The sequence below is a fragment of the Algoriphagus lacus genome, assembly GCF_003583985.1.
GTDB lineage: Bacteria > Bacteroidota > Bacteroidia > Cytophagales > Cyclobacteriaceae > Algoriphagus > Algoriphagus lacus.
Genome location: NZ_QXML01000002.1, coordinates 303,538 through 323,332 on the forward strand (window position 1 = coordinate 303,538; position 19,795 = coordinate 323,332).

17 protein-coding genes are annotated in these 19,795 nt (G+C 45.9%); 13 read left to right on the forward strand and 4 right to left on the reverse strand.

What is annotated here, in order from left to right; genetic code table 11:
• Positions 1-38 precede the first annotated feature (38 nt).
• Positions 39-2,465, forward strand: coding sequence for a TonB-dependent receptor (locus tag D0X99_RS05490; protein ID WP_119476643.1), 2,427 nt, complete (start codon positions 39-41; stop codon positions 2,463-2,465).
• Positions 2,466-2,619: 154 nt separating this feature from the next.
• Here the strand turns inward: D0X99_RS05490 and D0X99_RS05495 are convergent, their stop codons facing one another.
• Entirely contained in the window at positions 2,620-3,966 is a 1,347-nt protein-coding gene (locus D0X99_RS05495; RefSeq protein ID WP_119476644.1) for a hypothetical protein, read from the reverse strand.
• Between the two features lie 232 nt (positions 3,967-4,198).
• Here D0X99_RS05495 and D0X99_RS05500 point away from each other — a divergent pair, with 232 nt between their 5' ends.
• The 3 genes from D0X99_RS05500 (at position 4,199) to D0X99_RS05510 (ending at position 8,302) form a co-directional block, all read left to right on the forward strand.
• Positions 4,199-5,269 (forward strand): sugar-transfer associated ATP-grasp domain-containing protein, encoded by a 1,071-nt coding sequence (locus D0X99_RS05500; RefSeq protein ID WP_119476645.1) that lies wholly within the window; start codon positions 4,199-4,201, stop codon positions 5,267-5,269.
• Between the two features lie 157 nt (positions 5,270-5,426).
• A complete protein-coding gene (locus D0X99_RS05505) occupies positions 5,427-6,509 on the forward strand; it encodes a family 10 glycosylhydrolase (protein ID WP_119476646.1) in 1,083 nt (360 codons plus the stop codon).
• 92 nt (positions 6,510-6,601) lie between these two features.
• Positions 6,602-8,302: a sulfatase family protein gene (locus tag D0X99_RS05510; protein WP_119476647.1), complete on the forward strand. Its 1,701-nt coding sequence runs from the start codon at positions 6,602-6,604 to the stop codon at positions 8,300-8,302.
• Positions 8,303-8,412: 110 nt separating this feature from the next.
• Here the strand turns inward: D0X99_RS05510 and D0X99_RS05515 are convergent, their stop codons facing one another.
• The 3 genes from D0X99_RS05515 to D0X99_RS05525 form a co-directional block, all read right to left on the reverse strand.
• Positions 8,413-8,850, reverse strand: a complete 438-nt coding sequence (locus tag D0X99_RS05515) for an RrF2 family transcriptional regulator (RefSeq protein ID WP_119476648.1) — start codon at positions 8,848-8,850, stop codon at positions 8,413-8,415.
• Between the two features lie 106 nt (positions 8,851-8,956).
• Positions 8,957-9,511 carry a fasciclin domain-containing protein gene (locus D0X99_RS05520; protein WP_119476649.1) on the reverse strand — a complete coding sequence of 185 codons (555 nt, stop codon included), beginning with the start codon at positions 9,509-9,511 and terminating at the stop codon, positions 8,957-8,959.
• 113 nt (positions 9,512-9,624) lie between these two features.
• Entirely contained in the window at positions 9,625-10,722 is a 1,098-nt protein-coding gene (locus D0X99_RS05525; protein ID WP_119476650.1) for a hypothetical protein, read from the reverse strand.
• A gap of 122 nt (positions 10,723-10,844) precedes the next feature.
• On the opposite strand from D0X99_RS05525, the gene D0X99_RS05530 reads away from it, so the two are divergent.
• From D0X99_RS05530 to D0X99_RS05570, 9 genes are all read left to right on the forward strand, one after another.
• Positions 10,845-11,276, forward strand: a complete 432-nt coding sequence (locus D0X99_RS05530; RefSeq protein ID WP_119476651.1) for an RrF2 family transcriptional regulator — start codon at positions 10,845-10,847, stop codon at positions 11,274-11,276.
• A gap of 51 nt (positions 11,277-11,327) precedes the next feature.
• Positions 11,328-12,047, forward strand: a complete 720-nt coding sequence (gene ric / locus D0X99_RS05535; RefSeq protein WP_119476652.1) for an iron-sulfur cluster repair di-iron protein — start codon at positions 11,328-11,330, stop codon at positions 12,045-12,047.
• Between the two features lie 3 nt (positions 12,048-12,050).
• Positions 12,051-13,853: a c-type cytochrome gene (locus tag D0X99_RS20580; RefSeq protein WP_233553658.1), complete on the forward strand. Its 1,803-nt coding sequence runs from the start codon at positions 12,051-12,053 to the stop codon at positions 13,851-13,853.
• Between the two features lie 115 nt (positions 13,854-13,968).
• On the forward strand, positions 13,969-15,927 hold the full coding sequence (gene nosZ / locus D0X99_RS05545) for a Sec-dependent nitrous-oxide reductase (RefSeq protein WP_119476964.1): 1,959 nt from the start codon (positions 13,969-13,971) through the stop codon (positions 15,925-15,927).
• Between the two features lie 53 nt (positions 15,928-15,980).
• Positions 15,981-16,568: a hypothetical protein gene (locus tag D0X99_RS05550; RefSeq protein WP_119476653.1), complete on the forward strand. Its 588-nt coding sequence runs from the start codon at positions 15,981-15,983 to the stop codon at positions 16,566-16,568.
• 25 nt (positions 16,569-16,593) lie between these two features.
• Positions 16,594-17,028, forward strand: coding sequence for a nitrous oxide reductase accessory protein NosL (locus D0X99_RS05555; protein WP_119476654.1), 435 nt, complete (start codon positions 16,594-16,596; stop codon positions 17,026-17,028).
• Positions 17,025-18,281: a nitrous oxide reductase family maturation protein NosD gene (locus D0X99_RS05560; protein WP_233553659.1), complete on the forward strand. Its 1,257-nt coding sequence runs from the start codon at positions 17,025-17,027 to the stop codon at positions 18,279-18,281. Before D0X99_RS05555 ends, D0X99_RS05560 begins: the two co-directional genes overlap by 4 nt.
• Positions 18,268-19,011, forward strand: a complete 744-nt coding sequence (locus D0X99_RS05565) for an ABC transporter ATP-binding protein (protein ID WP_119476656.1) — start codon at positions 18,268-18,270, stop codon at positions 19,009-19,011. The genes D0X99_RS05560 and D0X99_RS05565 overlap by 14 nt, the downstream gene beginning before the upstream one ends.
• Positions 19,004-19,771 carry an ABC transporter permease subunit gene (locus D0X99_RS05570; RefSeq protein ID WP_119476657.1) on the forward strand — a complete coding sequence of 256 codons (768 nt, stop codon included), beginning with the start codon at positions 19,004-19,006 and terminating at the stop codon, positions 19,769-19,771. The genes D0X99_RS05565 and D0X99_RS05570 overlap by 8 nt, the downstream gene beginning before the upstream one ends.
• Positions 19,772-19,795: the final 24 nt, after the last annotated feature.

The following is a 19,795-nucleotide window of genomic DNA, read 5'->3' on the forward strand; positions in this document are numbered from 1 at the left end:
GCATCGTTATTTATAATAAGTCTAGATAAAATTACGAGATGAGATCGCTTTACCTGTTTGTTGGAGTTTTTCTGCTGCTGTCAGTACCAGTTTTTGCTCAGAAGAATGTGTTGAAGGGAAAGATTGTGGATGAGAAGCAGCTTCCAGTGCAGGGCGCTTCGGTGGTGCTGGAAGGTACCGTTCGGGGAGTTCAGTCTGATCTTGAGGGAAATTTTGAAATCAAGGATTTTCCAAAGGGAGATTATCGGTTGAAGATCAGTTTGGTTGGTTTTGAGACCCTGATCAAGGAATTTTCAATTGATGAAAAAGAAACGAAATCATTGGAAATCACACTGAATGAGGAGGCACTTTTATTGGATGAATTTAGACTTTCTGCAAGCCGGGGAATCTTGGGTCAAACGCACCTTCCGGAAGTGGATGATTTTCGAATCAATGCCGGCAAAAAGAATGAAGTAATCCGGATCAGTGAAATCAATGCCAACCTGGCGATGAACAACAGCCGCCAGATTTTTGCAAAAACTCCCGGAATCACCATTTGGGAAAATGATGGATCAGGAGTTCAATTGGGTGTGGCGAGCCGCGGACTTAGTCCCAACCGCTCTTGGGAATTCAACGTGAGGATGAATGGTTACGACATTACGCCTGACCCAATGGGCTATCCGGAAGCTTATTTTACCCCTCCAATGGAAGTGGTAGAGCAAATTGAAATTGTCCGAGGTGCATCTTCCCTGCAGTATGGATCACAGTTTGGTGGCTTGATGAACTTTGTCTTAAGAAAGCCGGATAAATCAACACGGTTTACCGCCGAAACCATCAACACCGTCGGAAGTAATGGGCTCTTTAGCTCATTCAATTACATCGGAGGCACAGAAGGGAAGTGGAACTACACCGCCTACTACCAAAAAAGAGTTGGAAACGGTTGGAGAGAAAACGGGGAATTCAATACCGATCATGCCCACATGGAAGTTAGCTATGCTGCTACCAACCGATTGAAGCTTGGTATGGAAATGACCTACATGACCGCTGATACGCAGCAACCGGGAGGATTGACGGATTCACAGTTTGAAGAGGATTCCCGTCAGAGTACCCGTGCTAGAAACTGGTTTAGTACGCCATGGTTTATTCCTTCTTTATACGCAGAATATCTTATCTCTCCGAAAACCAAACTCAGCTGGAAGGCCTTTGGGACATTTGCAGAGCGAAACAGTGTGGGCTTTATGAGACCGATCAATGTGGAGGATGATTTGGGCAACCGTCAGGTGGATCGGGATTATTACACCACTTACGGCACCGAACTTAGACTGAGCTCCAATTACACGCTATTCGGCAAGGATCAGACGCTGATGTCAGGTTTGAGATATTTCAATGGCCATATTGACCGAAAACAACTTGGCGTTGGAACCACGGGATCGGACTTGGATTACTCTGTTGCGGCAGGGGATTACCGTAGAGACCTTGACTTTTCCAATATCAACCTGGCCGCTTTTGTCGAAAATGTGTTCCGTTTTTCGGACAAGTTTTTGGTCACAGCAGGTGTTCGTGTAGAAAACATCCGCTCCGTAATGGAGGGTCAATTGAATGTCGTCAATGGAAATCCCCAATTGCTGGATCAGATCAGCCGAGCCCGCTCTTTTGCCTTAGTTGGAGTGGGTGCGGAGTACCACTTGACTTCAGGGACTGAATTTTACGCCAATTTCTCCCAAGCTTATCGACCAGTCCTCATCTCAGATCTAACTCCACCCGCTACCACGGATGTAATCGATCCTAATCTGAAAGATTCCAAAGGCTACAATGTTGATTTTGGTTACCGAGGCACCTTGTTTTCTTACCTGCAGTTTGATGTGAGTTACTTCCTGCTCAACTATGCAGATCGGATCGGTACCATTGCCCAGACTCGGGAAGATGGAAGCATCTATCAATTCAGAACCAACTTAGGTAATTCTGTCAGCCAGGGATTTGAGGGTTATGTGGAATTTGATCCGGTGACAGCGCTTTTTGGTAATTCAAGGTTTGGATACCTACACCTATTTGCATCCTTAGCTTTTGTGGATGCAACCTACGGTGACTTTGAGGTGACTTCTGTGACAAACGGACAAATCCAGCCCAAAAATCTGAAAGGGAATCAAGTAGAAAATGCCCCCCGAAAAATCAACCGATATGGTGCCACCTACAACCTTGGCAAGTTTTCCATGACCTGGCAATTGAGTGATATCGGCAAGGCTTTTTCCGATGCATCCAATACTGAACTGCCCAATGCTGCTGCCACTGTGGGGGTGATTCCCGCTTATCGAGTTCAGGACTTGTCTGCCAGCTGGAATTTGTGGAAGCAGCATTCCCTAAAAGCAGGGGTGAATAACCTGACCAATGAAAACTACTTCACCCGAAGAGCAGGTGGGTATCCTGGTCCGGGAATTATGCCTGCTGACGGACGAACCTTCTATGCTACCCTGGCATTGAAGTTTTAAGTAAAAAAGACTTCACCAAAAGCCAGTTCTGAGTCACTCAGGGCTGGCTTTTCCTTTGGGTAAAAGTCACAATCTTCCCCAAAAAAGAACGAGGCTGCCTTTCTCGATAGACAGCCTCTGGTGTTATTTATTTTCTTTAAACCTGCGCGCTTGATCAAGGATTTTGACTTGGGATTGGCTTTTCAAATTCCACAATGTACTCTGACATATATTTCCCCAAGTCAGAGTATTTGAAAAACAGTCTGGCACGCTTACCTAACTTGAGACTGGTGTTTTTGGCGGCGATATCCTCCGGAGAATTCAGGGGTTGAAGGGAAGGATACCAAAGTACATGTCCGGGTTTTTTGAGTAAAAGCTGAGGCTTTGACCAAGCTTGGGAATTGTTTCCTTCACCCAGCTCCCGGTGCGGATTGAAGGAAATGTATAACTCATCTCCGACCCAGGACTGACCTTCCACTTTGCCCATCAGCATCACCCAGCACTCGAGGTGGGTGTTCCAGCTGACCGAAGGTCCCCAATGAAATCCGCCTGTAGGGGATGAGGCTGGACCACCATCTTCTGATCTGGGGATTTGCAGTGAGGAAACAGGCTGTCCAACGCCATCCCAGGGTGCATTGAAGCCTTTTCCATCCCATCTCATTCCTTTTCCCTGTGGATCGTCCAGATCGTCCAGTTTTATCCGTGCAATACTGATGCACTGTCCGCTCCATTCGGTCTCTGCAGAATAGGTGGCTGGATCATACTTACCGGGATAGCCGTACTCACCATAGAACAGGTAGAGGTAGTCGCCCACCGCTACCGCAGATGGATCCCCAACTCCACCGGCGAAAGTCTTGGAGGTATTGTGCGGCTTGAGGATCATCCGTTCATTTTTATCTTCGAGAAAAAGCCCCTTATTTTCCCAATTCCAGCCTCCATCGGTGGATTTCATTACACCGATTCGAGGGACAGCCGCAGGGGTGATTCGATCCGTCAGTCCCAGAGGCCAATCTTTGTCCTTATATCCCTCACCGGTTTGAGGATTGAAAGGGAGCGTCTCAGGATAGTTTTCATTGTGATAAATGGCATAGAGGGTGCGACCGGTTGTGTCCCGTTGATCTTGGTAAACGGTCTCAAACCATACCGCCCCATGCAGGCCAGGTTGGCCGACGGGAGCATTTTTTGGTAAAGTCGGAGCGATGTATTGTTCGGCAGGTGTGCTGAACACTTCATCAGCATTGGCCCCTGAGGCAAATTTCAGATCCCTCGCATACCCCCAAACTGGATCCTCACCATATTTTCCCGGAAAAATCCGAAGGGTATCGCCTACCCAAACCTCAGCCATGTTGCAGTCCACGAAATTATTGAAATGGAATGTGTCGGTCTCAACCAACCTAAACTGCGGGAGCTGGATCTGGAGGGAATCTTCTATCGAAGCTTGCTCTGACTTGGGAGGCTGACAGGAAGTCCAGCCTAGCGCCAGTCCGGCAAGCAGTAAAAAACGAGATCGGGAATTAGTCATGTGGATCAGATTTAAAGCATTCCAAATTAATGATTTAAGCTGCTTTGACAAGTCACCAGCTTCCAAGGGATTTTGATTGTTGAACCTGGATTATGTGTTAGAATTCGTAGTAGATTTTCTAATGCATATTTCAGGTTGAATAGGCTATTCCAATTTTCCGCACTTTCTCCTGACCCAAATATCCTCTAAAAGGCCATTTTCCCTATCTTCCATTCGCATCACATTTCGACTCATGGGTATTTTTTATTCAGCCAAAAAAAAACTTAAGGCCATCTCAAAGGCCCATTTCTATTTTGAACATGACAAGGCTTTTAACCAAAAAGCACAACTCGCAGCCAGTTCCATCCTAAAAACCCTTCCCAATCACGCTCTTTCTGCTTCCAGCCACAAAATGATCGAATCCTATGCTCTGGAGAAATTGGGTTCGCTCCGATTTGCCCCGGGTCTCAAGGCCTATTCGATCTATCAGGGGGAGTTTAAAGAAGGATGGATTCCCGACAATTACTTTTGGCGCTATGTGTTGCCAAAGGCTAATGGATTTCACAAACCGCTCAGTGACCTCAGGCAATTTGCCAAGCGGATTCTCCAGACGGAGGATATGCCGGATTTGGGGTATTTTATGAAAGGAACCTGGACCACGGTGGATAATCGAGTGCTGTCCCATCAAGCAGCCAAAGACTTCTTCTTTTCTCAATTCCCAGAAATCATCATCAAACTCAACTCGACCATGCGGGGACAGGGATTTTTCAGACTCAATCCCCGTCAGTTTGACCAGTTCGATTTTCAAAATTCCCGGGATTTTGTAGTCCAGGCGCCTATTGACCAAGCGGACTGGTACGACCAATTCACCCAAGAAAGTGTTGCAACGCTTAGAATCACCACACTCAAACTACCGGGACAGGCAGCCCATTATCGGGCGGCATTTATGCGATTTGGTCAAAAGGGTGCGGATCGGATTACCGCAGATTCCCGATTGGTAGTGGGCGTGAATCCAACTGGAGAAATGGATCGTTTTGCTCTCAATTCCGATTGGGAGCTTTCGGACCGACATCCTGACTCCAAAATCAGCTGGGAGGGAATGAAGATTCCCGATTTTGAATTTATGGTGAAAAAATGCCTCGAACTTCACGAGCGCGTCGGAAGTATAGAGATCATTGGATGGGACGTAGTCATGGATAAATCGGACCAAATGCAGCTCATGGAGTGGAATACCGACTATCCGGGAATAGTCCACTCCGAAATGACCACCGGCCCCAATTTTCTGGGACTGGGTTGGGAAAATCTCTGGAAATCCAAAGCATAGGTTCGCCTTTCCCGATGGGTTTTGATTGGGATTGGGGGTATTTTTTTTCATCTTACCCGAGAAATCAAGCTTAGTCGAAATCGTGGAATTACCTGGTACACCTCAGCGATCGTTTGATAGTGACGGAACCGGTTTTTTCCAATAATCCCCTGATTGCATGAGAAATACCATTTTATTCCTATTGATGATTGCTGTTTTTTCCTGTGAGTCAACACCCGCTCAGGAAGCACCGGAAGAATTTATCAGGGGTGTATATGGCAATCCCGGAACACTGTTGAAGGCAGGCTATTCCTTTGATTCCCTTGGAATGAATGCGGTTTTTGTGCGAAGTGTCTCACTCAACCGGGAGTTTTATGAGACTTCCAAAAAGCAGGGAGTCAAGGTATTTGTGGAGTTCCCTACTCTAAATGGAAAAGAATACCTGAAAGATCATCCCGATGCCTGGCCGATTGACGAAAAAGGAGAAAAATCACCTCCTGCGGACTGGTTTATGGGGATTTGCCCTACGCACCCCGGATTCAAGGAATTTAGGTCAGAGCAGTTGAAGGAAATTCTACGGGAATATGAAGTGGATGGGGTTTTTCTGGATTACGTGCATTGGCATGCCCAATTTGAAACTCCTGAACCCATTTTGCCTGAAACTTGCTTTTGCGACCGGTGTACGGGGGCTTTTGGTGCAGCCATCGATACGGTGATTCCAGGAGAAACTATCCCTCAGCGGGCGGAGTGGATATTGAATAATGTCGATTCCCAATGGAGAAAATGGCGAGTGGGCATTCTCAACGGATGGGTCGAGGATATGGGCAAAATCCTCAAATCTCAGCAGCCTTCGGCAAAGTTGGGCGTGTTTCACTGCGCTTGGTACCCGGCTGATTACGACTCGGCTTTGTATCGGACGATGGGTTTGGATCCGGTGGCTTTGGCAGAAAGAGCAGATGTGCTGGCACCAATGCTGTTTCACCACATGAAAGGAAGACCTACTACCTGGGTGGGAGAATATGTGGCTTGGTTGGGCAAGACTCTTGGTCCGGAGAGACTGAAACAAACTCAAATCTGGCCCATAGTCCAATCCCATAACAATCCGGGGATCGTCAGCGCTGAAGAATTTCGCCAGGTAATGATTGAGGGTTCAAAAGCTCCGGCATCTGGAATTATGATGTTTTCGGATCAGTCGCTGGTCGAAGACCCTGAGAAAATCAGGGTCATGAAAGAGCTTTATTCCAAAGGGAGACCCAAGTAACACAGGAAACAAAAGAAAAAATTTGTTTGGTCCTTTCTAAATCAAGATTTTACCTTTCCATCGAAACCCAATAGAAACCTGTTCTGAAACTCATGAAAAACCCCAACTTTCTCTTTTTTTCAATATTCCTGCTTCTGGGAGCTTTCGGGTGCGCCACAGAGCAAAAGGAGGAACCCCAACGCCCCAATATCATTTTCATCATGTCCGATGACCATGCCTATCAGGCAATTTCGGCTTATGACAATCGCCTGATCGAAACTCCCAACATCGATCGGATTGCCAAAATGGGGATGTTGTTTACCAACGCCAGCGTCACCAATTCCATCTGTGCACCTTCCCGAGCCACAATTTTGACCGGAAAGCACAGTCACCTCAACGGGAAAATTGACAATCATTTTCCATTTGACACCACCAACATCACTTTCCCTCAAATCCTTCAACAGGCCGGTTACCAGACAGCCATGTTTGGCAAACTCCACTTTGGCAACAATCCAAAAGGCTTTGACCAGTTTAAAATTTTGCCGGATCAGGGCTCGTATTACAACCCCGATTTCATCACTAAGAATGAAGGAAAAATCAAGGTCGAGGGCTACGTGACGGATATCATCACCGACATGACTTTGGATTGGCTGCAAAAAGAGCGAAAAGCTGAACAGCCTTTTCTGCTCATGTATCTGCACAAAGCCCCGCATCGGGAATGGCTTATGGCCGAGCGCCATCTGCCGGATTATATCGGGAAAACATTCCCGGAGCCTGCAACGCTATTTGATGATTATTCAGGAAGAGGGTCGGCTGCACGAGATGCGGAGATGAACTTGCTCAAACACATGAACTGGTCTGGTGACTCCAAGTTGTATCCGGAGGTTTTGGACGAAATGGGGATTCCAGATGCCTCGGGCTGGGACAAAGGGGCCTTCCAACGTGAGGTGGGTCGATTGACTCCTGCACAACGGGCGAATTGGGATAAGGCGTACATGAGAGTGAACGAAGACTTCAAAAAAGCCTATCCGACCATGACTGAAAAGGAAAAAATGCAGTGGAGGTATCAGCGCTACATGCAGGATTACCTGGGGACCATCGCTTCAGTAGATGAGAATGTGGGGCGCTTGTTGGATTACCTGGAGGCCAACGGATTGATGGAGAATACGATTATCGTGTACACTTCTGACCAGGGATTCTACCTCGGTGAGCATGGTTGGTTTGACAAGCGATTCATCTACAACGAGTCGTTCAAGACTCCACTTTTGGTCTCCTGGCCGGGGAAAGTTCAGCCGGGCAGCAGATCCGATGAATTGGTTCAGAACCTGGATTTTGCCCAGACCTTCCTCGAGGCAGCGGGTGTTCCTGCACCATCTGATATGCAAGGCGAAAGTTTATTGCCAATTCTAACCGGAGAAACCGAAAAGTGGACGCGGGATGCGGTCTATTACCATTACTATGAATATCCGGCTGTTCACATGGTTAAGAGGCACTATGCCATCGTGACCAAAGAGTATAAACTCGTGCATTACTATTTCGATGTGGATGAGTGGGAACTGATCGACCGGGTCAAAGATCCTCAAGAAATGAAAAACGTCTACGATGATCCTGCCTATGCCGAAATCAAAAAAGACCTGCATGCCCGACTGGAAAAACTCCGGGAAAAATACGGAGACAGCTCCGAGCTAAGTCAAAGCTATATCGACCGGTATTTGGATGACATTGCCAAAAAACGGGCTTTTGGAGCCAACCAAAAAACTGTCAAAGAAATTTTGGAAAAGTCCGGTCGGAAGGCCGAGTATGAATTTAAATAACAGCAAAAAGCCTCTGATTTCGAAATCAGAGGCTTTTTTGAATCTATCCACTAGGGGACTCCAAACTTTAGATATAGGATTATTCCCATATCAAAGAAAATATATTGAAATCAGACAACGGCTGAAAGCCTCGTTTCTCCTTTGATTACTTCCACGGCCAGATGCTTAAGACTTTTTGAAGTAAGCATTATATCGAGTTCCTTTCGGACTTTAACCACCTCGAAGTGAAGGGGGCATGGATTTTTTTCAGAGCATTTGGGAAGTCCCAAGCTGCATCCGGCAAACAGATTGTCTCCGTCAATGGCCTTGATGATGTCTTTAAGGGTGAATTTAGCATGGCTTTCATCTACGAAAAAGCCTCCATGGGGTCCTTTTGAGGATCCAATCAAGTGTGCCTTAACCAAGGTTTGGAGGATTTTAGCGGTGAAAGCTTCTGGAGTATCTATTTTACTACCGATTTCTTTTGCACCTACTTTTCGGTCTTCCAGACTTTGTGTCCAGATGTAAATGACTGCTTTGGCAGCGTACTTTGCGGCTTGGGAAAACATCGCGGATAAATTTGTCCGAAAATTAATTTGAATTATTCTTTAAAAACAGAAAAGCCGGATTAAGTTCAATCCGGCTTTAACTAGTAAAAAAACCACAACCAATTTCTTATTTGGGAAGCAATACTTGGTCTATCACGTGGATGATACCATTGGAGGCGGAGACCGTTCCCACGATCTTAGCTCCATTGATGGTGACCGATCCGTCCTCAGCTACTGCAATGGTGACAGATCTTCCATCGGCAGTTCCCAGATTTCTTCCGTTGACAAAGTCTTCAGGTTTGTAGACGCCCAAGAGCACATGGTATTCGAGAATATCCCGGAGTTTTCGCTGATTTTCAGGTTTGACCAAATCGTCCAAAGTGCCCGCAGGCAACGCATCAAATGCAGTATTAGTCGGAGCAAACACGGTAAATGGTCCCACATTCGTGAGGGCATCCACATAATCAGCCGCTTTCAAAGCTGCCACTAAAGTGCTGTGATCTGCAGACCCCACCGCTACTTGTACAATGTTGGGATTCGAGACATTATCTACCACTGCAGACTGTCCGGGGTTCAGGGCGGCGCCTTCAGTACCCGAACTTTGATTTTCGGTGGAGGAGCCTCCGCAGGAGAATCCTACGAAAGCTAAGCCAACCATCAGGTGATTAAACAACTTTTTCATGGTTTTTGGATTTAGGGGGTGCCTGATACCAGGCTACTTTTTAGTGATTCGTTAGACCTCTACTATACATGCCTAAAAGTATATTGGAAAATAATAAAAGACAAAAAAGTCCTTTAAATAAATAACTGATTTTGCTCAGCTTCTTTGACCTGGAGTTTCTTGGATTTTAATTTCCAAAGTAGGATTCCTGCCATGGATAAAAACATCAAGAAGATGAGGAATCCATTGGTTACTCCCATAATTATTCTCCATTCCCAATTTTCTACCAAGGCAAAGGCAATTCTCCCCAAAAGTGTCAACTGAAAAGATGCCCACGGCCACCAGAGCATGTTGTGATAGGGTGATTGACGGATTCCAAAAAAGGTCGGGAATATAATCGGTGCATGTGCCCAAATCATTGAAAAGGTGAAGCCTAGGAAAAAGGTGTGTAGAACCAGATCGTAAAAGAGCGGATGACTTTCCATCAATAGCAAAATCAACCCCTGAATGCCCATCCAGAGGTATCCAATGCGAAGTCCAATTCCGGTGTAGCGGAATTGCCCCTTTTTCTTTGAAGCGACTTTTGCCATATCAAATACCAGCAGCCAAGCGGAAATCATTAGGACAGCCACACCCAGCAGTTCATTTCCCAAGCCGTGAAAAGGGAAAAGCATACCGATGAAAAATAATCCCAAATAACCTCCCAGGGCTTTTTTTGACCAGGATGGGACGGGCAAGAACTGGGTCAATTCCAAACGCTCGCCGACAATGGTGAATATGAGGAATCCCATCCACCATGTGCTGCCGGCTGGGATCAAACCACTTTTCCAAACCATAAAATTTCCAATAAACCAGAAGACTGCACCACAATACAAGAGGAAGGTGTGAAAATTTGGGTCCTTGACGGACTGGTAATGAATGATCAGTCCAAGTCCAAGTGACCCCGAAAGTAGAAAGAGCAATCCGGCCGATGCCTCTCCTATCAAAAAGAATATGTTTGAAAGTCCAGATAGAATTGGGATTAGAAGCCAGAACTTTTTCTTCATTACCATAGCCCGCTCGATGGATATCAGGGTGCCCAAAAATCCCCCTACCATCAAAAGCCCATGGTTGACTCCGGCTTCAGTAATCGGTATGACAGGGTAGCCCAACCGGATCCATCCACCCGCAACTCCCAGCACTAATCCCAGTACTACCAGAGGTAATACAAATGAGGGTTTTAGAAATTTCATTTTCCTCTTAAAATTTTATTCGGGTAAAACTATACAGTTCAAAAATAATAAAAAAATATAAAAGGATATTTTTGTCTTTTATTATTTTCCTTCTACATTTGAATCATAAATCGGATTAACCCATGTTTTCCAAGGCTTGTAAATACGCAATCAACTCCATGATTTTTCTGGCAACACTGCCGGAAGGAGAAGAGCGAATTGGGCTCAAGGATATTGCAACGGCGATTAATTCTCCGGAAGCCTTTACCGCAAAAATCCTCCAAGCCTTGGTGAGAGAAAACCTCCTGGAGTCGATAAAAGGCCCAAATGGAGGGTTTCAAATTTCAGAAGTAGGAAAAAAAGTGACGCTCCATCGGGTTGTTCAAGTGATAGACGGGGATTCTGTATTCACAGGATGCGCCTTGGGCTTACAGGAATGTACTGAAAAACGGCCCTGTGCAGCTCACCATAAATTTAAGGCAATTCGGGATCATCTCACGGGGATGATGATGACAACCACTCTGGAGGATATGGCCAATGGCATCCGGCAGGGAGTTTCGTATCTAAAGTATTGAAAAAAATTTGAAATAAAAAAGGATAAAAAAGTCCTTTAAATTACTAAAGTCATGGATCCAATAGCTGATAAAAAAGTAGGAAAAATCGTAGCGGACAATTTCCGCACTGCAAAGGTCTTTACCGAACTCGGGATCGACTTCTGTTGCAAAGGTGGTGTAAAACTGTCCGAAGCTTGCGAAATGCGCGGCCTGAATACCGAAAAGGTAATCGAGGAACTACTTCAAGTATTTCAGACAGGTGATTCCACAAATTACCTCGGAATGGGAATGGGGGAATTGGTGGATTATATCCTCAAAATTCACCATAAATATGTGGAAGACACCATTCCAGCGCTCAAGTTCTACCTGGAAAAAATCAACCGGGTTCATGGGGAGCGACACCCGGAATTGGAAGAGATTAAAACGCTGTTTTTCGATGCAGCAGATGCTTTGACTGTTCACATGAAAAAGGAGGAGTTTATACTTTTTCCTTACATCAAAGCGATGGAGGAATCCCTCAAAAGTGATTTTCATCTTTCGGCACCCCACTTTGGGCACATTGACAATCCCATCTTATTAATGGAGGAGGAACACGATACTGAAGGGGAGCGATTCCGTAGGATTTCGACTTTGAGCAACAAATACACTCCGCCTGCTGATGCCTGCCAGACTTATCGCGTGGCTTTTGCAATGCTAGAGGAATTTGAGAACGACTTGCATACTCACATCCATCTGGAAAACAACATTCTGTTTCCTGTGGCCCAACAGGTTTTTGAGAAAATCACTCACTGAGATATGACTACTGACCTTCACTCTATGTCCAACACTTCTCAACCTGTCTTCATCGGAAACAGGACGATGTGGCTTACCTGGGCGGTAGGGTTTTTTCTGATTGCATCCATTTTGGGAGTGATCATGAGGTCATTTCATATCTGGGATGTTCCTGGTTTGGATTATAGAAATATCCTGCATGCACATTCCCATTTGGCTTTGTTGGGCTGGGGATACACTGTACTTCTGGTCGGGATCGTATTCAGTCTGAATTTTCAGCCAAAAAGCCAGATCGCATTGAAGTGGCTTTTTGGAGCTTCGGTTTTTGCCAATCTGGGTATGCTCGTTTCATTTCCTTTTCAGGGTTATGGCCCGATCAGCATAGGTTTTTCCACTCTTCATGTCCTGATTACTTATGGTTTCGCATGGATCATTTTACCGGTTCTCAGTCAAAACCGCCAAAAGACAGGAGTGAGAATGATCCGAATGGCCATGGTTTTCCAGCTCCTTTCCACCTTGGGCCTTTGGGCTCTGGGACCGATCATTTCAAGTTTGGGAAGGATGCATGAACTGTACTTCATGTCAATTCAGTGGTTCCTTCATTTTCAGCTCAATGGCTGGTTTGTCTTGGGAGTGTTGGGATTGTTGATACTTCATTTTGAACAGAAAGGCGTAACGCTTCCATTAACCCGGTTCAAACTTGGCTTTGCGGCTTTGACTGTGGTTTTGACTTATGCACTGGCAGTGACTTGGGCTGAGCCTAGTCCTTGGGCTTTTCGGGTCAACAGTGTTGCCGTCGTTTTACAGCTGATCGCTTATTCTTGGATTTTCCGACTGCTTTTACCCTGTAAAAATCAGCTCGTCGGCATTTCCAGATTGTTGCTGGGTCTTGCCCTAGCAAGTCTGGTAGTAAAGGCACTTCTTCAAGCCCTTTTGGTGATTCCGGCAGTTGCAGTCATGTCCTACACCATTCGCATGTATGTGATCGGCTTTCTGCACTTGGTTCTTTTGGGAGTCATGACCTTGGGACTTTCAGCTTTTGCTTTGGCAAAAGGCTGGCTACCGGTATCCAGATTGAGTTTGACGGGCTGGTACCTCCTTATTGCAGGATTTGTTCTGACGGAGTTGCTGCTCTTTCTGCAAGGGACAATGATATGGGCCCAGCACGGGTTCATCCCTGACTATCACCTCTGGCTTTTTCTTGCCTCAAACCTTTTTCCTGTCAGCCTTGGAATCCATTTCTATTCCCTCCTGAGAGAAAAATCTACCTCCGAATACCCTTTAAATCCAATTCATACTCATTCAAATCGAATTAAAATCCACACTATGAAAAAATCTCTGCTTTGGTCAGCAGGAATCCTGGGGATACTCCTGACCGCTTGTGGTGGAGGTACAGATCAGTCTGCTACCTCAACTGACGCATCTTCTGAGCCTGTTGCAACTGAAGCTGCTGCCCCTGATCCAAAAGGTATCGGTGAAATCAAATCTGTAGATCTCGGAACCGGAGTCGATGCTGCCTTGGCCGAAACCGGAAAAGCAATAGTTGACATGAAATGTACCGCCTGTCATCAATTGAACGATAAGCGCTTGGTCGGCCCCGGATTTCAGGGCATAACCAACAGAAGAAGACCCGAGTGGATCTTGAATATGATCACCAATGTAGACGTGATGCTGGAGCAGGATCCTACTGCCCAGAAACTACTCGAGGAGTGTCTTACCCGAATGCCTAACCAAAACATAACACAGGCTGATGCCAGAGGTATTTTGGAATTCATGAGGAAAAATGACGAAGAAAAAGCAGGCGAGCGAGACGCCGCATCCAAATAATCAACCTTTTAATCAATCCATCACTATGAAATCGAGCACGAGGCAAACATCACACAACGGGATATTTTCCACTATGCGAGGTTTCATGTGGCCATTTAAAAACAATGCTAAACACATGAAAAAGAACGTCTGGCTTTTAGCAATCGGTTTGATAGCCGTTGCTTTGGCACCAAGCTGTAAACCCAAAGGAGCACAAAGTGCTATTACAGGTGATGCAGCTTCCAAAGTGTATGTTGCCCCGGGTACTCATGATGAGTTTTACAATATCGTTTCCGGAGGATTCAACGGACAGATGTCCGTAGTCGGTCTGCCATCAGGCAGGGTTTTTAAAATTCTTCCTGTATTCTCAGTCCATCCGGAAAACGGTTGGGGATTTTCAGAAGAAACCAAGCCCATGCTGAATACTTCCCATGGATTTGTGCCTTGGGATGATTTGCACCATATCGCCATTTCGATGACAAATGCCGAGCATGACGCACGATGGGCTTTTGGAAATGCCAACAACACCCCACGAATCGCCCGGGTTGACCTGACTTCATTCAAAACGGTTGAGATCCTCGAGATTCCGAATTCTGCGGGAAACCACTCCTCTCCGTTCATCACTCAAAATACCGAGTATGTCGTAGCAGGAACTCGTTTCTCTGTACCAGTAGGGGAGAATTCAGATGTCTCGATTGATTCCTACAAGGAAAATTTCAAAGGCTACATCTCTTTTATCGGAGTGGACCCTAAGACAGGGGACATGGACCTTTCCTTCCAGATCGAGGCTCCTCCGTTCAATTTTGACCTGGCCCGTGCCGGCAAAAACAAATCCCACGGTTGGTTCTTTTTCTCCACCTACAACACTGAAATGGCCCATACACTCTTGGAAGTGAATGCTTCTCAAAAGGACAAGGATTTCATCATGGCGGTGAACTGGAAAAAAGCCGAGGAGTATGTCAAAGCAGGAAAGGGCAAAAAAGTTAAAGCCAAGTATGCCCACAACAAGATGAACGAGGAAACCCATACCGCTACCTCAACCATCATGGAAGAAGTGCTGGTGTTGGATCCTACTGAACTAAAAGACATCGTTTACTTCATTCCATGTCCTAAATCTCCGCACGGAACAGATACCGATCCATCCGGTGAATACATCGTGGGTAGTGGGAAATTGGCAGCAGTGATTCCGGTATTCTCGTTTACCAAAATGCTGGCTGCGATTGAAAACAAGGATTTTGAAGGAGATGTGAATGGCATGCCTGTCTTGAAGTATGAGTCCGTGCTTCATGGAGAAGTAGAAAAACCAGGTCTTGGACCCTTGCATACCGAGTTTGACGGAAAAGGCTTTGCTTACACCTCCATGTTTGTATCCTCTGAGATTGTGAAGTGGAACATTGAGACACTCGAGGTAGTGGATCGTGTGCCAACCTACTATTCAGTGGGTCACTTGATGATTCCCGGTGGACCTACCGGCAAGCCTCACGGAAAATACATGGTTGCTTACAACAAGATCACCAAAGACAGATACCTTCCTACCGGTCCGGAATTGACCCAGTCAGCCCAGCTGTATGACATCTCAGGAGACAAAATGCAACTGCTCCTGGACTTCCCGACCATCGGTGAGCCACATTATGCAGAGGCATTTCCGGCAGCTTTGATCAAAGACAAGCAAGTGAAATTCTATCCTTTGGAGAAAAACAATCACCCATATGCACTGAAGGGTGTTGCCGATGCCCGAGTGGAGCGTAAAGGAAATGAAATCCACGTCTACATGACTTCCATCCGGTCCAATTTCCGACCTGACAATATCGAAGGGGTCAATGTGGGGGATGTTGTGTATTTCCACGTCACCAATTTGGAGCAAGATTGGGATGTACCACACGGATTCTCTATAAAAGGTGCCAATACCGCTGAAATCCTGATCATGCCAGGAGAAACTTCCACATACAAGTGGACTCCGGATCGACCTGGGGTATTCCCATTCTACTGTACAGACTTCTGTTCTGCACTTCACCAGGAAATGCAGGGTTATCTCCGAGTATCACCGAAGGGAGTCAACACTCCGCTCAAATACTCTACCGGAGAAGCTCAATAAATTCTTTTCATGCCGCCGGTAATTATGGACCGGCGGCTATTACCAATCCCTCTATGAAACCGCTCAGTCTTTTCAACCGGATTTTGATTCTTATTGCCGCGCTCACAATTATCCCGTCCTATTTTACCCCGCTTTGGCAAATCAGCCTTTGGGCTCCTCAGTATCCGGAAGGACTGAATATGAAAATCTGGATAGATCACCTGAGCGGCAATGTGGATCAAATCAACGGAGTAAACCACTACATCGGAATGAGACATATCGGAGATGAAATGTTTCCCGAATTCTGTTTTCTGATTTATGTCATCGGGGGATTGATCGCCATGGGATTGGCTGCATTTGTGATCGGAAGGCGATGGAGTTTGTATGGTTTTTTTGCGCTGATAGCCCTTTTTGGGATGGGAGTGCTGGTGGATATGTACCGATGGGGCTACCAATACGGTCACAACCTTGATCCAAAAGCAGCCATCAAAGTAGAGGGAATGAGTTATCAGCCTCCCCTGATTGGGTACAAAGAACTTCTGAATTTTCTGGCATACTCTGGCCCGGATACTGGTAGTTGGATATTGATTGGCGGGGCTTGCCTGCTGATTCTGGCTATTGTTCGGGATAAAATGGAAAAATCAATACCCTTAACAAAATGACATTCACCCTTTAATCCTTCACCTCATGAATCGATTAGCACTAATTCTACTTATCACCGTCGTTTTTGCAGCGTGTTCTGCAGATCCACGACCCATTGCATTTGGTCAGGTTGGCTGTCATCACTGTAAAATGACTCTCATGGATCCCAAATTCGGGGCTGAACTAGTCACCGAAAAAGGAAAAGTTTTTGTCTTTGACGATATCAATTGCATGCTGCAATACCTCGATACCGAGGAAGGGAAAGCCCAGCAATACAAGCATAGATTGGTAACGGACTTTGAAGCTCCCAATGCCCTGATCGATGCATCCACAGCCTTTTATTTGAAAGGCGAGGCATTTCAGACTCCGATGGCTTCCCAAGTGGTAGCTTTTTCGAATTATGAAAGAATGGAGCAGTATAAAAATGGCCAAGGAGGTGTTTACCTCGCTTGGGGAGAGCTTCAGACTCAGTTTAAGTGAATACTAATCTTATGAAAACCTCGGTTAGATTCTTGTTTTTCGTTCTGGTGGGTATGCTGGTTTCGAGTATTTCACTTTCCAAAACCATCCTGCTAAAACCCGGAACTTCCATCCAGAAGGCGGTGGATGCGGCTTCTGCCGGGGATACCCTGATTTTGAAATCGGGAGTGTACCGGGAGAATGGGATTGTGATCCGGAAATCCCTCACGATTCTCGGTGAAAACCGCCCTGAAATCGACGGTCAAGGAAAAGGAAATATCCTGATCATTGCTGCCGACCAGGTTCGCATCGAGGGACTGAAACTTTCCAATACCGGAAGATCAACCATGGATGATTCGGCGGGGATTAAGTTTTTTGATTCCAAGCACTGTGTAATCAAAAATAACCTGCTGGAAAACACCTTTTTTGGCCTGCATTTTTCCAATTCTTCGGACATGACCATCACTGAAAATGTCCTCATATCCAATGCCGAGCGCGAGTACCAAACCGGTAATGGGATTCACTTGTGGAAATGTAAAAACAACCTCATCACCAACAATCAGGTGTCGGGACATCGGGATGGTGTCTACTTGGAGTTTGTTACCAAGACCGAAGTGGAGGACAATCTGGTGTCCAAAAACAAGCGCTATGGCCTGCATTTCATGTTTTCCCATGAAAACAGTTACCGAAGAAATACCTTCCGTGGCAACGGTGCCGGAGTGGCGGTCATGTACACCAAAAATATGGTGATGGAAAACAACCGCTTTGAAGAAAACTGGGGAGCAAGTAGCTACGGCATTTTGCTCAAGGACATCAGTGACAGCAAGGTGATTGGAAATACCTTTTTGAAAAACACAGTCGGCATCTACATGGAAGGTAGCAGCCGCATTGAGTTTGAAGGAAATACCTTCCGGGAAAACGGTTGGGCGCTGAAGCTCATGGCGAGCTGCGACCAGAATACCTTCAAGGGGAACAATTTTACCCAAAACACTTTCGACATGAGTTCCAACGGTTCGGTAGTACTCAATACGATCACCGAAAATTACTGGGACAAATACGAAGGCTATGATCTTGATAAAAACTATGTAGGTGATATACCCTATCGACCCATCAACCTATACAGTGTGATCGTGGAGAAAATCCCTGCAGCGGTGATTCTCTGGAGGAGTTTTATGGTCACTTTGCTGGACCGTATGGAAAAAATCCTGCCTACCCTCACCCCTGACCAAATGATCGATCAATCCCCAAAAATGAGACCTTATGATTTCGGTTAATGCGATATCCAAAAAGTTTGGCAAACAGGAAGTCCTGAAGGAATTCAAGCTCAGTTTCGAAAAAGGAAACAGCTACGCTATCATGGGCCCCAACGGCAGTGGCAAGACCACATTGATCAAGTCCATTCTCGGAATGGTACTTCCTGACAAAGGCGAAATCCTGGTCAATGGCCAATCTATCAAAGGGCGAAACGACTACCGACAGCTGATCGGTTACATGCCTCAAATCGGCCGATATCCTCAAAATATGAAGATAGGGCAACTCTTCTCCATGATGAAGGACATGCGCCCAGAAATCAAACAGTATGATCTGGATTTGGTGGAGGAGTTTGAACTCGACAAAATCAAGGACAAATCCATGGGAACTCTGTCGGGTGGCACGAGGCAAAAAGTAAGTGCTGCTCTGGCTTTTCTTTTCAATCCCGAAATCCTTATTCTGGACGAACCTACTGCCGGATTGGATCCGATTGCAGTGGAGATTCTGAAATCGAAAATTAAAAGAGAACGGGAGTCCGGCAAACTCATTCTGATCACTTCCCATATCCTGAGCGATCTGGAAGAGTTGACCAATCAGGCGATTTACATTTTCGAGGGGGAAGTGTTTTTCAACGACTCTATCGAGAGCCTGAAAGAAATCACTTCCGAGGAAAAGTTTTCCCCCGCCATTGCCAAACTGATGCAGTGGACTTTAAAAAAAAAGTCAACCACTAAAGTCCTGACTTATGCTTAAGCTACTCAAATACGCGCTTTACGATATTCTCAAGTCCAGATTTGCGATCATTTATACCGTGTTTTTGGCGATGGTGGCAGTATCGATTTACCAGGTTTCGGATGATCTGAGTAAGGTTTCCCTAAGTCTGATGAACATTCTGATCATGATCGTCCCGCTGATTTCAGCGGTTTTTGCTACCACCCACTTTTACAACAACCTGGAGTTTATCGAACTAATGCTGGCCCAGCCGGTCAAGCGTTCTCAGGTTTTCCTTAGTCAGTTGTTTGCGGTGATTTTGATGCTCAGCTTGTCCATTGTGATAGGGTTTGGACTTCCAATGGTACTTTGGGGAGCGGATAGCAGTCTGATTACCCTGCTTGCGGTAGGGGTGATTTTGAGTGCTGTTTTCACCGGATTTGCCTTTTTGGCGAGTGTGATAACTAGGGACAAAGCAAAGGCCATCGGGATAAGTTTGGCCCTTTGGATTTACTTTTCGCTGGTCTATGATGGTTTTGTGCTTTACCTCATTTACAGCTTTGCGGATTATCCATTGGAAAAAGTCACCCTTGGTTTGGTGATGCTCAATCCCGTGGACTTGGGGAGGATATTGATGCTAATGCAACTGGATATCTCGGCGCTAATGGGCTATACCGGAGCATTTTTCCAGCAGTTCTTTTCCAGCGGTCTTGGGGTTTTGGTATCAGCAGGTGCTTTGGTGCTATGGATGCTTTGGCCGGGTATGTTGGCATCGAGGGTGTTTGGCAAGCGGGATTTTTAAGCAGCAGCGATCTGATGATTGAAT

What these genes read in the sequence shown, in the direction of transcription:
- D0X99_RS05555 (WP_119476654.1), top strand. Translation starts at nt 16,594, where the DNA reads ATGAATCGATTAGCACTAATTCTACTTATCACCGTCGTTTTTGCAGCG.
- D0X99_RS05570 (WP_119476657.1), top strand. Translation starts at nt 19,004, where the DNA reads ATGCTTAAGCTACTCAAATACGCGCTTTACGATATTCTCAAGTCCAGA.
- D0X99_RS05505 (WP_119476646.1), top strand. Translation starts at nt 5,427, where the DNA reads ATGAGAAATACCATTTTATTCCTATTGATGATTGCTGTTTTTTCCTGT.
- D0X99_RS05495 (WP_119476644.1), bottom strand. Translation starts at nt 3,966, where the DNA reads ATGACTAATTCCCGATCTCGTTTTTTACTGCTTGCCGGACTGGCGCTA.
- D0X99_RS05520 (WP_119476649.1), bottom strand. Translation starts at nt 9,511, where the DNA reads ATGAAAAAGTTGTTTAATCACCTGATGGTTGGCTTAGCTTTCGTAGGA.
- D0X99_RS20580 (WP_233553658.1), top strand. Translation starts at nt 12,051, where the DNA reads ATGACTACTGACCTTCACTCTATGTCCAACACTTCTCAACCTGTCTTC.
- D0X99_RS05500 (WP_119476645.1), top strand. Translation starts at nt 4,199, where the DNA reads ATGGGTATTTTTTATTCAGCCAAAAAAAAACTTAAGGCCATCTCAAAG.
- D0X99_RS05515 (WP_119476648.1), bottom strand. Translation starts at nt 8,850, where the DNA reads ATGTTTTCCCAAGCCGCAAAGTACGCTGCCAAAGCAGTCATTTACATC.
- D0X99_RS05490 (WP_119476643.1), top strand. Translation starts at nt 39, where the DNA reads ATGAGATCGCTTTACCTGTTTGTTGGAGTTTTTCTGCTGCTGTCAGTA.
- D0X99_RS05565 (WP_119476656.1), top strand. Translation starts at nt 18,268, where the DNA reads ATGATTTCGGTTAATGCGATATCCAAAAAGTTTGGCAAACAGGAAGTC.
- nosZ (WP_119476964.1), top strand. Translation starts at nt 13,969, where the DNA reads ATGAAAAAGAACGTCTGGCTTTTAGCAATCGGTTTGATAGCCGTTGCT.
- ric (WP_119476652.1), top strand. Translation starts at nt 11,328, where the DNA reads ATGGATCCAATAGCTGATAAAAAAGTAGGAAAAATCGTAGCGGACAAT.
- D0X99_RS05550 (WP_119476653.1), top strand. Translation starts at nt 15,981, where the DNA reads ATGAAACCGCTCAGTCTTTTCAACCGGATTTTGATTCTTATTGCCGCG.
- D0X99_RS05525 (WP_119476650.1), bottom strand. Translation starts at nt 10,722, where the DNA reads ATGAAATTTCTAAAACCCTCATTTGTATTACCTCTGGTAGTACTGGGA.
- D0X99_RS05510 (WP_119476647.1), top strand. Translation starts at nt 6,602, where the DNA reads ATGAAAAACCCCAACTTTCTCTTTTTTTCAATATTCCTGCTTCTGGGA.
- D0X99_RS05530 (WP_119476651.1), top strand. Translation starts at nt 10,845, where the DNA reads ATGTTTTCCAAGGCTTGTAAATACGCAATCAACTCCATGATTTTTCTG.